12 protein-coding genes and 1 pseudogene are annotated in these 13,758 nt (G+C 68.4%); 7 read left to right on the plus strand and 6 right to left on the minus strand.

Annotated elements, in window-relative coordinates:
- Nucleotides 1-14 precede the first annotated feature (14 nt).
- From glgB to DFQ59_RS17570, 6 genes and pseudogenes are all read right to left on the minus strand, one after another.
- A complete protein-coding gene (gene glgB, locus DFQ59_RS17540; RefSeq protein ID WP_114281029.1) occupies nucleotides 15-2,198 on the minus strand; it encodes a 1,4-alpha-glucan branching protein GlgB in 2,184 nt (727 codons plus the stop codon).
- An 87-nt stretch (nucleotides 2,199-2,285) separates the two neighbouring features.
- A complete protein-coding gene (locus tag DFQ59_RS17545) occupies nucleotides 2,286-3,533 on the minus strand; it encodes a threonine ammonia-lyase (protein ID WP_114281030.1) in 1,248 nt (415 codons plus the stop codon).
- 252 nt (nucleotides 3,534-3,785) lie between these two features.
- Nucleotides 3,786-4,537: pseudogene (gene ubiG, locus DFQ59_RS17555) on the minus strand (bifunctional 2-polyprenyl-6-hydroxyphenol methylase/3-demethylubiquinol 3-O-methyltransferase UbiG).
- A gap of 147 nt (nucleotides 4,538-4,684) precedes the next feature.
- Nucleotides 4,685-5,254, minus strand: a complete 570-nt coding sequence (locus DFQ59_RS17560; RefSeq protein ID WP_114281032.1) for a DUF924 family protein — start codon at nucleotides 5,252-5,254, stop codon at nucleotides 4,685-4,687.
- Complete coding sequence (locus DFQ59_RS17565; protein ID WP_114281033.1) at nucleotides 5,251-6,165, minus strand: polyphosphate kinase 2 family protein; 915 nt, start codon at nucleotides 6,163-6,165, stop codon at nucleotides 5,251-5,253. Before DFQ59_RS17565 ends, DFQ59_RS17560 begins: the two co-directional genes overlap by 4 nt.
- Nucleotides 6,158-6,730: a DUF488 domain-containing protein gene (locus tag DFQ59_RS17570; protein WP_170142211.1), complete on the minus strand. Its 573-nt coding sequence runs from the start codon at nucleotides 6,728-6,730 to the stop codon at nucleotides 6,158-6,160. Before DFQ59_RS17570 ends, DFQ59_RS17565 begins: the two co-directional genes overlap by 8 nt.
- A gap of 170 nt (nucleotides 6,731-6,900) precedes the next feature.
- Here DFQ59_RS17570 and DFQ59_RS17575 point away from each other — a divergent pair, with 170 nt between their 5' ends.
- The 7 genes from DFQ59_RS17575 to DFQ59_RS17605 all read left to right on the plus strand — a co-directional run bounded on the left by DFQ59_RS17575 (nucleotide 6,901) and on the right by DFQ59_RS17605 (nucleotide 13,379).
- Nucleotides 6,901-7,494 (plus strand): hypothetical protein, encoded by a 594-nt coding sequence (locus tag DFQ59_RS17575; RefSeq protein WP_114281035.1) that lies wholly within the window; start codon nucleotides 6,901-6,903, stop codon nucleotides 7,492-7,494.
- A gap of 226 nt (nucleotides 7,495-7,720) precedes the next feature.
- Nucleotides 7,721-9,091: an ATP-binding protein gene (locus tag DFQ59_RS17580; protein ID WP_114281036.1), complete on the plus strand. Its 1,371-nt coding sequence runs from the start codon at nucleotides 7,721-7,723 to the stop codon at nucleotides 9,089-9,091.
- Nucleotides 9,088-9,459, plus strand: coding sequence for a response regulator (locus DFQ59_RS17585; RefSeq protein ID WP_114281037.1), 372 nt, complete (start codon nucleotides 9,088-9,090; stop codon nucleotides 9,457-9,459). Before DFQ59_RS17580 ends, DFQ59_RS17585 begins: the two co-directional genes overlap by 4 nt.
- Nucleotides 9,456-11,789, plus strand: a complete 2,334-nt coding sequence (locus DFQ59_RS17590) for a PAS domain-containing protein (RefSeq protein ID WP_114281038.1) — start codon at nucleotides 9,456-9,458, stop codon at nucleotides 11,787-11,789. Before DFQ59_RS17585 ends, DFQ59_RS17590 begins: the two co-directional genes overlap by 4 nt.
- A 34-nt stretch (nucleotides 11,790-11,823) precedes the next feature.
- On the plus strand, nucleotides 11,824-12,255 hold the full coding sequence (locus tag DFQ59_RS17595) for a lipocalin-like domain-containing protein (RefSeq protein ID WP_114281039.1): 432 nt from the start codon (nucleotides 11,824-11,826) through the stop codon (nucleotides 12,253-12,255).
- Between the two features lie 295 nt (nucleotides 12,256-12,550).
- The gene (locus DFQ59_RS17600; protein WP_114281040.1) at nucleotides 12,551-13,003 is read left to right on the plus strand and encodes a hypothetical protein; all 453 of its coding nucleotides are present in this window, start codon (nucleotides 12,551-12,553) and stop codon (nucleotides 13,001-13,003) included.
- Between the two features lie 154 nt (nucleotides 13,004-13,157).
- The gene (locus tag DFQ59_RS17605) at nucleotides 13,158-13,379 is read left to right on the plus strand and encodes a hypothetical protein (protein ID WP_114281041.1); all 222 of its coding nucleotides are present in this window, start codon (nucleotides 13,158-13,160) and stop codon (nucleotides 13,377-13,379) included.
- The last annotated feature ends 379 nt before the right edge of the window (nucleotides 13,380-13,758 follow it).

Consider the following 13,758-nt stretch of genomic DNA (forward strand, 5'->3'; position numbering starts at 1 on the left):
AGCTCTCCCGCGGCTCAGGCATCGGCGCCCGGCACCCGCTCCAGGACGATGGCGGCCAGCGGCGGCAGGGTCAGCGCCAGGGAGTGGGGCCGCCCCATCCAGGGCGTCGGCTCCGCGGCCAGGGGGCCGGCGCCGTTGCCCAGGTTGCTGCCGCCATAGTAGGCGGAATCGGAGTTGAGGCGCTCCCGGTAGAGGCCCGCGGCCGGCACGCCGATGCGGTAGCCGTGGCGCGGCACGGGGGTGAAGTTGAGCACCACCACCAGGAAGTCGTCCCCGTCCTTGCGCAGGAAGCTCAGCACCGACTGGTCGGCGTCGTGGCAGTCGATCCACTCGATGCCCTCCCAGTCGAACTCGTGGCGATAGAGCGCCGGGGCGTTGTGATAGAGGCCGTTCAGATCCTTCACCAGCTGCCGCACGCCCTGGTGCAGCGGGTAGTCCAGCACGTACCAGTCGAGGGTCCGGGCGCTGTCCCACTCCAGCCCCTGGCCGAACTCGCAGCCCATGAACAGCAGCTTCTTGCCCGGGTGGAGGAACTGGTAGCTGTAGATGAGGCGCAGGTTGGCGAAGCGCTGCCACTCGTCGCCCGGCATCTTGTTCAGCATGGACTGCTTGCCGTGCACCACCTCGTCGTGGGAGAAGGGCAGCACGAAGTTCTCCGTGAAGGCGTAGAGCATGCTGAAGGTGAGCCGGTCGTGGTGGTACTTGCGGTGCACCGGGTCCTGGGAGAAGTACTCCAGGGTGTCGTTCATCCAGCCCATGTTCCACTTCATGTCGAAGCCGAGCCCGCCCAGGTGCACCGGGCGGCTCACCTGGGGCCAGGCGGTGGACTCCTCGGCGAACATGAGTATGCCCGGCTGGGCCTGGTGCACCACCGTGTTGAGCTGGCGCAAGAACCCGATGGCCTCCAGGTTCTCGCGGCCGCCGTAGCGGTTGGGCACCCAGTCGGTGCGCGAGTAGTCGAGGTAGAGCATGGAGGCCACCGCGTCCACCCGCAGCCCGTCGAGGTGGAACTCCTCGAGCCAGTAGAGGGCGTTGGAGAGGAGGAAGTTCTTCACCTCGTTGCGCCCGAAGTTGTAGATGAGGGTGGACCAGTCGAGATGCTCGCCGAGGCGCGGGTCCTCGTGCTCGTACAGCGCGCTGCCGTCGAAGCGGGCCAGCCCGTGGGCATCCTTCGGAAAGTGGGCGGGCACCCAGTCGAGAATCACGCCGATGCCGTTGCGGTGGCAGTGGTCCACGAACCAGCGGAAGTCGTCGGGGGTGCCGAAGCGGCTGGTGGGGGCGTAGTAGCCGGTGCTCTGGTAGCCCCAGGAGGGGTCGTAGGGGTGCTCGGTGATGGGCAGCAGCTCGATGTGGCTGAAGCCGAGCTCCTTCACGTAGGCCACCAGCTGCACCGCCAGCTCGCGGTAGCCGAGGAAATCCCCCTCCATGCCCCGCGCCCACGAACCCAGGTGCACCTCGTAGACGGACAGGGGCGCGTGCTGCCAGTCGCGCCGGCGGCGCTCCTCCAGCCACGCCCCGTCGTCCCAGGGATAGTCGCTCTCGGCGGTGACGATGGTGGCGGTGGCGGGGCGCAGCTCGAACTGCCGGCCGTAGGGATCGCTCTTCAGGAGGATGGCCCCGCTGTCGCGGTTGCGGATCTCGTACTTGTAGAAAGCGCCCGCATCGAGCCCGGGGATGAACAGCTCCCACACCCCGATGCCGCCCCGCACCCGCATGGGATGGCGGCGCCCGTCCCACTGGTTGAAGTCGCCCACCACGCTGACGCGCGCGGCGTTGGGCGCCCAGACGGAGAACAGCACCCCCGGCACCCCATCCACCTCGTGGACGCGGGAGCCGAGGAAGCGCCAGGCGTGCCAGTGGTTGCCCTCCCCGAACAGGTGCAGGTCGTAGTCGGAGAGCTGGGGCGGGAAGGCGTAGGGGTCGTGGGCGATATGCTCGCGGCGGGTCTCGTCCCGCCACACCAGGCGGTAGCGCTCGGGCACGCTGCCCGCCGGTCCGCGCCACTGGAACAGGTCGCTGTCGCCGACCCGCTCCATGGGGAGCCCGCCCTCGGCGATGGTCACCGCGGCGGCGCCGGGAATGAAGGCCCGGACGATCTCCCCGCTGCCGTCGGGGTGCCGGCCCAGGACCGCGAAGGGATCATGATGGGTCGCCTGGATGATGCGGAGCAGTTCGGTGTCGATGCTGAGGTCGGTCATGAAATCACTCCGGGAGTTTCCTTTCGTTATATCCAAGCAAGAATCGGGCAGAATCCGTTACAACAGTACGGGGAGACGCCCCGCCGCTCAGGCGTTCCTTTCCGCACCCTGCTCCGCCGGACTGTAATGGGTCGCCAGATCAACGGCATAGCCTCCCTCGCGCAGGTTCTCGAGCAGCTCCTGGATGTGCAGGTGACCACGGGTCTCCAGGGTGATGATCACCGCCGCCTGCTCCAGGGGCAGCTCGGTGAAGGTGCGCTGGTGGTCGATATGCACGATGTTGGCGCGGCTGGAGCCGACGATGCCGATGACCTCGGCCAGGGCGCCGGGCACGTCCCGCAGCGCCACCTTCAGCCGCACCAGCCGGCCGCTCTGCACCAGGCCGCGCTGGATGATGAGCGACAGCACCGGCAGGTCGATGTTGCCGCCGGAGAGGATCAGCCCCACCCGCCGGCCGGCGAACCGCTCCCGGTGCCGCAGCAGCGCCGCCAGACCCGCCGCGCCGGCCCCCTCCGTCACCGTCTTCTCCACCTCCAGCAGCAGCAGGACGGCCCGCTCGATGTCCGCCTCGTCCACCAGCAGTATCTCCCGCACCCGCTCGCGGACGATGGGCAGGGTCAGCCGGCCGGGCTGCTTCACCGCGATGCCCTCGGCCAGGGTGCTCAGGCCGAAACGGGGCGGCACGCCGCGCAGGGCGCTCCACAGGGCGGGAAACCGCCCCATCTCCACCCCGACAATCTCGATGCCCGGCCGGAGACCCTGGGCCGCCACCGCGTTGCCGGCGATGAGCCCGCCGCCGCCCACCGGCACCAGCAGCGTCTCCAGGTCCGGAAAGGCGGCCAGCATCTCCAGGGCCACCGTGCCCTGGCCGGCGATGACGCGGGGATCGTCGTAGGGGTGCACCAGGGTGAGGCCCCGCTCCCCGGCCAGGCGCCGGGCCAGCTCCGCCGCGTCGTCGAAGCTCTCGCCGGCGAGGATCACCTCGGCGCCGAAGGCCCGCGTGTGCTCCACCTTGTTGGTGGGGGTGAAGCGGGGCATGACGATGACCGCGAAGATCCCCAGCCGCTGGGCGTGGTAGGCCACCGCCTGGGCGTGGTTGCCGGCCGACATGGCGATGACCCCCGCGCGCCGCTCCTCCGCGCCCAGGGACTGCAGTTTCACCAGCGCCCCGCGCTCCTTGAACGAGGCGGTGAACTGGAGGTTCTCGAACTTGAGCACCACCTCCGCGCCGGTGAGCTCCGAGAGCACCCGCGAATGGACGCAGGGCGTCTCCACCACGCTCCCGCGCAGCGCCTCGGCGGCGGCGCGGACATCATCCAGGCTGATTGGGCTCATGGATTAACGATAGCTGATGCGAAACCCAGGCGGGAGTGGGGAATCCTTGGTTGAGGGGTTATGGGGGTTCCGTGTTCCGTGTTCCGTGTTCCGTGTTCCGTGTTCCGTGTTCCGTGTTCCGTGTTCCGTGTTCCGTGTTCCGTGTTCCGTGTTCCGTTTCCAGTGTGTCGGGTTCGTGGAGGTTAATGGATCGGGATGGTAGGTGCGAATTCATCCGTACACCGGCGTCGGATTCCCGCCACTCACACGAAATCATCCATCACCCATAACCGCCTTCTCCGCCAGCACCATGTAGTTCACGCCCATGTAGCCGGTGAGGTGGAGGCTCCGGGTGAAGGGGTTGACGCGCACGCCGCTGCGGTCGGTGACGGCGAGGCCGCCGGCGGCCAGCAGCCGTTCCGTCTCGGCGGGCTTCACGAAGCGGCGCCACTGGTGGGTGCCGCGTGGCGGCTCTGCACGCGCAGGAGGTACTCGGCGCCGACGATGGCGAACAGCCAGCTCACGGGGGTGCGGTTGAGGGTGGCGACGCTCATCACCCCGCCCGGGCGCACCAGGGCGCAGCAGGCGGCCATGAAGCCGGGCAGGTCGGCCACGTGCTCCACCACCTCCATGTTCAGCACCGCGTCGTACTGCGCCCCCTCCGCCGCCAGCGCCTCGGCGGTCTGCAGCCGGCAGTCCACCGCGAGCCCGCCCTCCTGCGCGTGCAGAGCCGCCACGCGGATGTTCTTCTCCACCACGTCGATGCCGGTGACCGCCGCGCCGAGCCGGGCCATGGACTCGCTGAGGATGCCGCCGCCGCAGCCGATGTCCAGCACCCGCACCCCGGCGAGCGGCGCCCCGGCCGCCCCGCCGCCGAGGCGGGCGGCGATGCGCTCCCGCAGCCATGCCACCCGGACTTCGTTCAGCCGGTGCAGGGGCCAGAAGGGACCCCCCGCGTCCCACCAGGTGTGGGCGAGGCGGGTGTAGTAGGCCACTTCACCGGGATCGATGCTGGTTCCACTCATGGGGCGCTCCTGGGATCGGCTGACACTAGTGTACTGCGCCACTCTTGGAGGTACTTTCAGAGCCCCCCGAAAGCGCCAGGACAAGGCGCAGTGCACTAGCACATGGGACCGCGGCACGGAGGGGATGTTCTGCCGCGGGGCGGGGGGTCAGCCGTTGAAGGCCGCGTCCGAGTCCAGCCAGGCCTCCTCTTCCGGCGTGCACGGGCGGCCGAGGATGGCGTTGCGGTGGGGGAAGCGCCCGAAGCGGCGCACGATGTCGCGGTGGTGGCGGGCCCACTTCAGGCTGTCCGCGAGCCCGGCCGCCTCGTACAGCGCCACCGAGCGGTCCTGGTCGGCCAGTAATTCGCTGTGCATGAACGGCAGGTAGAGGAACGCCTTGCCGGCGGCGTCGAGCGCCGCGTCGAAGCCCCGGGCGATGGCCCGCTCCGCCACGGCCCGGGAGGCGGCCTCGGTGAGGAAGCTCTCGGGGCGGCCGCGGAACATGTTGAGGGGGAACTGGTCGAGGACGACCACCAGCGCCAGCGCGCCGGCGGGGGTCCCCTCCCAGTGCGCGAGCGCACCCACGGCGGCGGCCTCCCAGGTGGCGCGGAAGGCCGCCTCCACCTCCCGGTCGAAGGCGGGCGTGGAGTCGAACCAGCGGGGCCGGGTCTCCGGGGCGAACCAGAACGCCAGCACCGCCTCGGGCGTGGCCTCCGCCCCGGTCGCGGTGCGGGTCATTTGCCGCCCTTGCCCGCTCCGCCCTCCGGGTCCTCGTCGCCCCCGTCGAGCAGCCGGCGCATCTCCGCGAAGCGCTCCTTCTCCGCCTTGCCCACCCTGGGGTAGGCGAGGCCCAGGCGCTTGAGGTTCTCGACGATGATCTCCGCCACCTGCAGCCGCATGAAGGGCTTGTCGTCGGCGGGGATGGCGTACCACGGCGCCCAGGGGCGCGAGGTGGCGGCCAGGGCGTCCTCGTAGGCGGCCATGTAGGCGTCCCAGTGGCTGCGCTCGGCCACGTCGTTGGAGGAGAACTTCCAGTTCTTGTGGGGCTCGTCGATGCGCGACAGGAACCGTCGCCGCTGTTCCCCGGGGGAGACGTTGAGCCAGAACTTCAGGATCACGGTGCCGTTGCGGGCCAGGTGCTCCTCGTGCTCGCGGATGGAGGCGTAGCGGGCCTTCCAGAGATTCTCGAGATCGCCGGGCACCGAGGGCAGGCGCTGGGCGGCGAGGTACTCCGGGTGCACCCGCACCACCAGCACCTCCTCGTAGTAGCTGCGGTTGAAGATGCCGATGCGTCCGCGCTCGGGCAGCCGCCGGGCGGTGCGCCAGAGGAAGTCGTGGTCCAGCTCCTCGGCGCTCGGCGCCTTGAAGTTGGAGACCTGGCAGCCGGCGGGGTTGACGCCGCTCATCACCGCGCGGATGGTGCTGTCCTTGCCGGCGGCGTCCATGGCCTGGAACACCAGCAGCAGGCTGTGGCTGTCCTCGGCGTAGAGCATGCGCTGGAGATCGTCCAGCTCCTTGATGCAGCCCTTGAGCCGCTTCCGGCACTCGGACTTGCCCGGCGCATCCCCGGGCGGCTCGGTGGCGGCCTTCGCCACCCGGAAGCGGCCGTTGTAGGGAACCCGCCAGGGGCTGCCGGCGGCCTCAAACATGGGAGATGTCCAGCGCCAGCACCCCGGAGGTATTGCGGTCGTAGACCAGGCGCCCGGACTCGAGGCGCGCCTGGCGGGTGAGGACGTGGCTGGTGCTCTCCCCGGGCTCCAGCAGGTGGGTGATCTCCACCCCCCGCAGCATCAGCCAGTCGGCGATGAAGGCGCGATGGCAATGCTCGGGCCTGCGCTCGGCGCAGAGAATCGCGGTGGGCGCCTCGGCCGCCTCGGTGAGCAGCCGTTCGGCGGCGGCGCCGAAGACCGGCGTATCCATGTAGTCGGCGTAGCCGCGGAAACCAGGTTCCTCCAGGGCCTGGTGCGGAGAGCCCGGCCGGGGCCGGCGCATGCCGCCGAGCTCGCGCCCGGCCCAGCGGTAGCCGATGCCCCGTTCGGCGAGCGCGGCCTGGAGGGATTCCCGTACGAACTGGGGGTGCCGGCGCGAGATCGGCCAGGCGCGCACATCCACCAGGTTGCGGATGCCGGCCTCCGTGAGCAGGTGGAGCAACTCGCCGAGATCGCGGTTGCTGTGACCCACGGTGTACAGCTTCAGATTGTATTGTGTCGTCATCTGGCAGCCGCCTCCTGCGGTCATAATGGTCTGGTTTCTCCCTGGAGAGACAATTTACAGTCTTTCATGAGGTTATAACCACAAAGCAGGTAAAATTTCGTTAACGGGTTGGCAACCGGGCCGGCACCGGTGAGAATGCGGGTAGCCACTCCCCCGCCCCCGGAAGTCCCGTGATCGAAGCCGCCCTCGTACCCATCGACCGCCTCAACGACTACGACTACGACTTCGACCCCGCCGCCCGCGCCATCATCGACCGCGCCCGCGGACTGGTGGCCGAGTCGGGCGGCGGGCGACTGACCACCAGCTTCCTGCTCATGGCCATGGTGGAGCGCGCCGAGGCTGACCCTGATCACCCCCTGCGCTTCCTCTCCGAGGCGGTGCTCCACCCGGAGCCCTGGGCCTATCGGGGTGTGACCGCCGCCTACGTCGGGTGGTTCCGCGGCAGCAACCGCCCGGCCGCGGGCGAGCCCGCCCGACCCGCCGTGGCCGACACCCTGGCCCCCTACGTTCCCGGCACCCTGGAGCTGGCCGCCCGCCTCGCCGCCGACACCGGCGCCGGGGCCATCGGGCCCGAACACCTCCTCGCCGCCCTGCTGGTCTACCGGCCCGCCGACGAGAGCGGCATCCAGCCCGGCGCCCAGTACCTGCTGTCCCAGTTCGACCCGGGACCGGCCGCCATCGCCGCGGGGCTGCGCGCCGCCCTGGGGCCCGGGGCCCCCGCCCCCCTGGCGGAGATGCTGCGGGCCGCCATGGGGGACGCCTGACCGGAACCGTCCGGGCCGGGCGCCGGATATGGGCACCCGCACACAAAATGTAACCTTGTTCAGACCACGGGCCGTGTAGGATGCAGGTTAGGATGGATTTCGGTACAACCATCTGAACTGCATGAAAAAGCCACCGAACCTCGGTGTCGCTCCCAATCGGGTGGCCGGGTGATATCGGACGAAGGCGCTGTCCCGCCGGGGCGGTTGAAGGAGCCAGTAACAGTCCATGGGCGTTTTCACCGGATTGCTGCACAATGCCACCCTCCTCATCTCGCTGGCGATGCTGCACAGCCTGGTCCTGTCGCGCCTGCCCGTCGACACGCCCACGCGGCGGCTGGTAAGCGGCCTGCTGTTCGGAACGGCGGCGGTGCTGGGCATGACCCAGTCGGTTCAGCTGCTGCCGGGCGTGGTGTTCGACGGCCGCTCCGTCGTGCTGAGCATGGCGGGACTGTTCGGCGGCCCGACGGTCGCCGCCATCACCACGGTCATGTCCGTTGCCTACCGGATACTCCTGGGCGGCGCGGGCATGAGCGTCGGCACGGGCGTCATCATCACCTCGGCGGCCATCGGGGTTCTCGGCCATATCCTGAGATCCCGGGGTCGACTGGAGCTGGGGCCGGCGAGCCTGTTCCTGATCGGCATCATCGTCCATCTCGGCGTGCTCGCCTGGATGCTGGCCCTGCCGGAGCCGATCCGCTGGCAGGTGCTCAAGGCCATCAGCCTGCCGATGATGCTCACTTTCCCACTGGCGACCCTGCTGTTCGGCGCCCTGCTGCTGCTGGTGGAGAACTCGAACCGGTCGATTGCAGCGCTGCGTGACGCCCACGAGAACCTGGAGCGGCAGGTCGAGGAGCGCACCGCGGAACTGGCCCGGGCGAATGAGCACCTCCTGGAGCTGGATCGCCTCAAGTCCCTGTTCATCGCCTCCATGTCCCACGAGCTGCGCACGCCGCTGAACTCGATCATCGGCTTCACCGGCATGATGCTGCAGGAGATCCCCGGCCCCATCAACGCCAGGCAGCGGGACTACCTGGAGCGGGTGTCCGGCTCGGGCCGGCATCTCCTGGGGCTCATCAGCGACGTGATCGACATCGCCAAGATCGAGGCGGGCAAGGCCCAGCCCTACGTGGAGCGTTTCGACCTGGGCGACCTGGTCGTGGAGGCCGCGGAACAGATTCGTCCCGAGGCGGAGAGAAAGGGACTCGAACTGACCATCGATGCGCCCGGGGACGTCGTCATCGCCTCCGATCGGCGCCGGCTGATGCAATGCCTGCTGAATTACCTGGGCAACGCGATGAAATATACTCAACACGGCGGCATCACGATCCGGGCGCAGGCGCCGGCCGAGGGCGGCGAAATCGAAATCGCGGTGACCGACTCCGGGGTCGGCATCGATCCGGGGGACCAGCCCCGGCTGTTCCAGCAGTTCTCCCGCGTCGACTCGGAGATCACCCGCCGCACCCATGGCACCGGGCTGGGACTCTACCTGACCCGCAAGCTGGCGACTGATGTCCTCGGCGGCCGGGTGTCCGTGGAGAGCCGGCCGGGCGAGGGCAGCACCTTCCGCCTGCATCTGCCCAGGGAGCTGAAGACATGAAACGGGTGCTCATCATCGAGGACGATGACAACAACTACGTCCTCATTTCCGATCTCCTGACCCATGCCGGCTTCACCACCCAAAGGGCCGGGACCGGGGAGGAGGGGGTGCGGATGGCCCTCGAGGAGAACCCGTACCTGGTGCTGCTGGATATCCAGCTGCCGGACATCGACGGCTACGAAGTCCTGAGGCGCATCCGGGATTCGCAACCGGACGGCGCGATGCCAATCATCGCCGTCACCTCCTACGCCATGAGCGGTGATCGCGAGCGCCTGCTGGCCGCCGGCTGCAACGGCTACATCGAGAAGCCCATCGACCCCCTGCGCGTCGTCCGTCAGATCCGGGACATTGCGGGAGTGGCCCCATGAAGGTGCTGATCGCCGACGACCAGGCCGACGCCCGGATGCTGCTCCACGACCTGCTGGAGAGCCGTGGCCACGAAGTGCTCCAGGCGGAGGACGGCGAGGCGGCGCTCGGGATGGCCCGGCGGGAGCACCCGGACCTGGTGATCTCGGACGTCCTCATGCCGCGCATGGACGGCTACGAGCTGTGCCGGCACATCAAGACCGATCCCGAGCTCAGCCGGACCGCCTTCGTGTTCTACAGCGCCACCTTCGTGGAGCCGGCGGATGAGCGCCTGGCCCGGGAGCTGGGAGCCTCCCGCTTCATCCGCCTGCCCATCGAGCCCGATGACTTCATGGCCATCATCGACTCGGTCATGGACGAGTGGCGTTCCGTCCCGCAATCCCCTCCGGCACAAATTTCCGGGCTGGTCACCGAGCTGCAGTTGCGCCACGACCGGCGCCTGTCCGACAAGCTGCTGCAGAAATACCAGGAGCTGGAAACGCTGCAGCACTCCCTCACCACCCTGCTCGGCAACCTGCCCGGCATGGTCTACCGCTGTCGCAACGATACCGACTGGACCATGGAGTTCGTGAGCGAGCGCTGCCAGGCCCTCACCGGCTACCCACCCGAGTCCCTGCTGGGCAACCGCGATGTGGCCTATGGCGGGCTGATCCACCCGGACGACCGGGAGCGGATATGGCGGGAGGTGCAGTCGGCGCGCGAGGCGGGCAGTCCGTTCCAGTTCGAGTACCGGATCCGGCACCGGGACGGCGCCCTGCGCTGGGTGTGGGAACAGGGCAGATGCATCCGCCCGGGCGACGGGTCCGCCCTCCTGGAAGGGTATGTCACCGACATCACGGCCCAGCGGCGGGCGGAGGCGGAGCGCAACCGCTTCTTCGAGCTGTCCATCGACCTGCTCTGCATCGCCGGCACCGACGGCCACTTCAGGCAGCTCAATCCCGCCTGGTCGCGCATCCTGGGATGGAGCGAGGGCGAACTGCTGGCCAGGCCGTGGCTGGACTTCGTCCATCCCGAGGATCGGGAGGCCACCGAGCGGGTCCGCGTGGACCTGGCGGATGGCAGGGAGATCTTTTCCTTCGAGAACCGTTATCGCCACCGTGACGGCGGCTACCGCTGGCTGAGCTGGAACTCCATGCCCCTGCCCGAGGAGGGACTGCTGTTCGGCGTGGCCCGCGACGTGACGGAGCGCATCGAGTCGGAACGGCAGCTGAAACGGCTCAACCGGGCCCTGCACACCCTGAGCGCCGGCAACCGGGCGCTGGTCCATTTCAGCGACGAGACCCTGCTGCTGAACGAGATGTGCCGGGTCGCCGTGAAGGAAGGCGGCTATCTCATAGCCTGGGTGGGCTATGCCATGGAGGACGAAGGGAAATCCATCCGGCCGATAGCCCAGTACGGCGTTTACGACGATTATCTCGACGAGCTGCACCTGTCCTGGGCCGACAACGAGGACGGGCGCGGACCCGCCGGCCGGGCCATCCGCGAGCGGGAAACCCAGGTGGTGCAGGACATCCAGACCGACCCCGCCATGGCGCGGTGGCGCGAGCATGCCGCGAGCCACGGCTACGTCTCGCTGATCGCACTGCCTCTTTCCAGCAAGGCGCGGACCTTCGGAGTACTGATCATCTACGGAACCGAAGCGGGCATGTTCCTGCCCGAAGAGGTGCTGATGCTGGAGGAGCTCGCGGATGATCTGGCCTACGGCATCACCTCGAACCGTACCCAGGCGGAAAAGATCGAGGCCGAAACCCGCCTGCAGGAGTCCCTGGTCCAGACCATCCAGGCCATCGCCATGACGGTCGAGAAGCGGGACCCCTACACCGCCGGCCACCAGAACCGGGTAGCCCAGCTGGCGGCCGCCATCGCCGCCGAGATGCAACTGCCGGAGATCCAGGTCAACGGCATCCGCCTCGGGGCGATGATTCACGACATCGGCAAGATCTATGTCCCCTCCGAGATCCTCAACCGGCCCGGACGACTCTCCCCCCACGAGTTCGAGATCATCAAGACCCATCCGGACGTGGGCTACGACATCATCAAGGACGCCCGCTTCCCCTGGCCCATCGCGCAGATGATTCACCAGCACCACGAGCGGCTGGACGGATCCGGCTACCCCCAGGGCCTGAAGGGCGACGAGATCCTGCTGGAGGCGAAGATCATGGCGGTGGCGGACGTGGTGGAGGCGATTACGGCGCACCGCCCCTACCGTCCGGCCATGGGACTGGACAAGGCGCTGGAGGAGATCAGCGCGAAGCGTGGCACCGGTTTCATGCCGGAGGCCGTGGACGCCTGCGTCCGCCTCGTCAGGGAGGGACGGTTCACGTTCTCCTGAGCCGGGCCTCTCCCCACAACCCCCGGAGCACGCCATGGATACGACAGACTTCACCGGCACCTGGAAGCTCGTCTCGTTCGAGGCCCGGCGCTCGGACGGCGAGGTCCTCCACCCGATGGGCCGGGAACCGATCGGCCGCATCGTCTACGACGCGAAGGGGAACATGGCGGTCGTCCTCTCGCGCCCGGACCGCCCGCTTCTCTCCGGACCCGACAAGACCCGCGCGTCGCTCGAGGAGAAGGGCGCGGCGCTCGACAGCTTCGAAGCCTACTTCGGCACCTACACCGTCGACGCGACGCGGCGGGTGGTGACCCACCACGTGGAAGGCGCGCTGTTCCCGAACTGGGCAGGCACGTCGCAGGAGCGGTTCTACGCCTTCGCGGGCGACCGGCTCACCCTCAGTACGGCGCCCATGGCGTACGGCGGCGGCACGATGACGGGCGTGCTGGTGTGGGAGCGCCTCTGAGGCCCGCACGCCCGGCCGGCGGGGAGCCCCGGAGATCCCCGGCCGGGTTTTGAACTCGCCCGGGAATGGGGCTATGTTCATCTGACCGGCGCCACAGGGATGTTCGCCCAGGCCGCACCGGCCATCCGGCCTCCCTGATTGAATGCATCCGGCGGATGCGCCCGGCGCGCACCCGGCCCCGGGACTGCGCCCATGCATCCCCGGCCCGCTGTCAAGCCGCGAGCGGACCGGCCGGACGCGGGACAGACGCCGCGGCGGCTCGACTGTTTACACAGCCTGGAAGGCGGAGGTGGACATGCCCAAGGAAGCGACAGTGAGAACCCTGATTGCCGGCTGGAACGCCTACCGTGGCGCACTCTCCGGCTCCAGCCGCTACTGCCAGCTCAAGAACGACCTCTACTGCGTCAGGAACCCGGGCTTCAACCGCTGCCCGGCCCTGTCGGCCTGGCCGCCCCACCTGGTCAACCCCGACGACGAGATCATGGCCGCCGTGGAGCACTACTTCCTCTCCCGCTGCTGGGTCGGCACCGGCCAGTTCCCCGCCTGGCAGATGCGCCTGATGCGCGACATCTACGACGCCGGGAAACGGCTCGGACTCACCCCCCGGCACAACCCCAACAACCCCGTCACCCCGCCCTCGCCCCTGCAGCGCCGGTTCCAGAACGAGGGCATCCGCGACGGCGAGCGGGACCTGGCCCGGTCCGGCCGGTCGGCGCCGTTGGTGGCCTCGCCGCCGCGGTATTACTGAGTGAAGTGGCTGGTGGACGTCCCGATTGCCGCCAGTGACGCCTTTCCGGGGCCGGCATGGACAGGCGCTGCAGGCGGTCCCGGCCCGGCCTGCCGCCGGCGGGGACCCCGGTCGCACCGGGGTCCCGGATATCTCACTGACGGGAGTGGACGAAATGGGCGGAATCAGGCTTGCGGGAACCCTGCTGATCATCGCCGGCGCCGTGGCGCTGGCCTATGGCAGCTTCACCTACACCAAGGTGACCCACGAGGCCACGCTGGGCCCCATCGAGCTGACGGTGAAGGACAGGGAGACGGTCAGCGTGCCCACCTGGGCCGGGGTGGGGCTGATCGCCCTTGGCGGGGTGCTGCTGGTGGTCGGGAGCGGGAGAAGATGAGCGCTGCGTTCGGGGCCGGGCAGGCTGTTGCAAGTGGCCCCCGAATTGGGACGTGAAGCATTTGTGACCGACCCCATGTTGCCCTGATTCTGTTGATATATGGCCAACTGCCATTCATCAACTTGTGCGGACACATCAGGCGGTGACGCCACAGTCCTTCCAACACCATGATTGCGCAAGATGATCATCGGGAAACAGAGATGGATGCGGGTCATTCACGATGTAGATATACAGCAACTTTCCAGTTATTGGTGATAGGTGGAAAGCTTCCATTGATTTGAACTGTTAGGGCTACACAAAATGAGAGCAATGCTAATAGCAATACTATTACTTCCAGTTCATGTATTGGCTGAGGAAGATTGTGGAAAAATCAATAGCT

Origin of the sequence: Thioalbus denitrificans, from assembly GCF_003337735.1 — a bacterium.
In the GTDB taxonomy this organism is placed as follows: Bacteria; Pseudomonadota; Gammaproteobacteria; order DSM-26407; family DSM-26407; genus Thioalbus; species Thioalbus denitrificans.

Bases quoted from the DNA above. Each gene is read 5' to 3' on its own strand.
- DFQ59_RS17580 (WP_114281036.1), top strand. From the start codon at position 7,721: ATGGGCGTTTTCACCGGATTGCTGCACAATGCCACCCTCCTCATCTCG.
- DFQ59_RS17605 (WP_114281041.1), top strand. From the start codon at position 13,158: ATGGGCGGAATCAGGCTTGCGGGAACCCTGCTGATCATCGCCGGCGCC.
- DFQ59_RS17590 (WP_114281038.1), top strand. From the start codon at position 9,456: ATGAAGGTGCTGATCGCCGACGACCAGGCCGACGCCCGGATGCTGCTC.
- glgB (WP_114281029.1), bottom strand. From the start codon at position 2,198: ATGACCGACCTCAGCATCGACACCGAACTGCTCCGCATCATCCAGGCG.
- DFQ59_RS17595 (WP_114281039.1), top strand. From the start codon at position 11,824: ATGGATACGACAGACTTCACCGGCACCTGGAAGCTCGTCTCGTTCGAG.
- DFQ59_RS17585 (WP_114281037.1), top strand. From the start codon at position 9,088: ATGAAACGGGTGCTCATCATCGAGGACGATGACAACAACTACGTCCTC.
- DFQ59_RS17545 (WP_114281030.1), bottom strand. From the start codon at position 3,533: ATGAGCCCAATCAGCCTGGATGATGTCCGCGCCGCCGCCGAGGCGCTG.
- DFQ59_RS17570 (WP_170142211.1), bottom strand. From the start codon at position 6,730: ATGACGACACAATACAATCTGAAGCTGTACACCGTGGGTCACAGCAAC.
- DFQ59_RS17600 (WP_114281040.1), top strand. From the start codon at position 12,551: ATGCCCAAGGAAGCGACAGTGAGAACCCTGATTGCCGGCTGGAACGCC.
- DFQ59_RS17560 (WP_114281032.1), bottom strand. From the start codon at position 5,254: ATGACCCGCACCGCGACCGGGGCGGAGGCCACGCCCGAGGCGGTGCTG.
- DFQ59_RS17565 (WP_114281033.1), bottom strand. From the start codon at position 6,165: ATGTTTGAGGCCGCCGGCAGCCCCTGGCGGGTTCCCTACAACGGCCGC.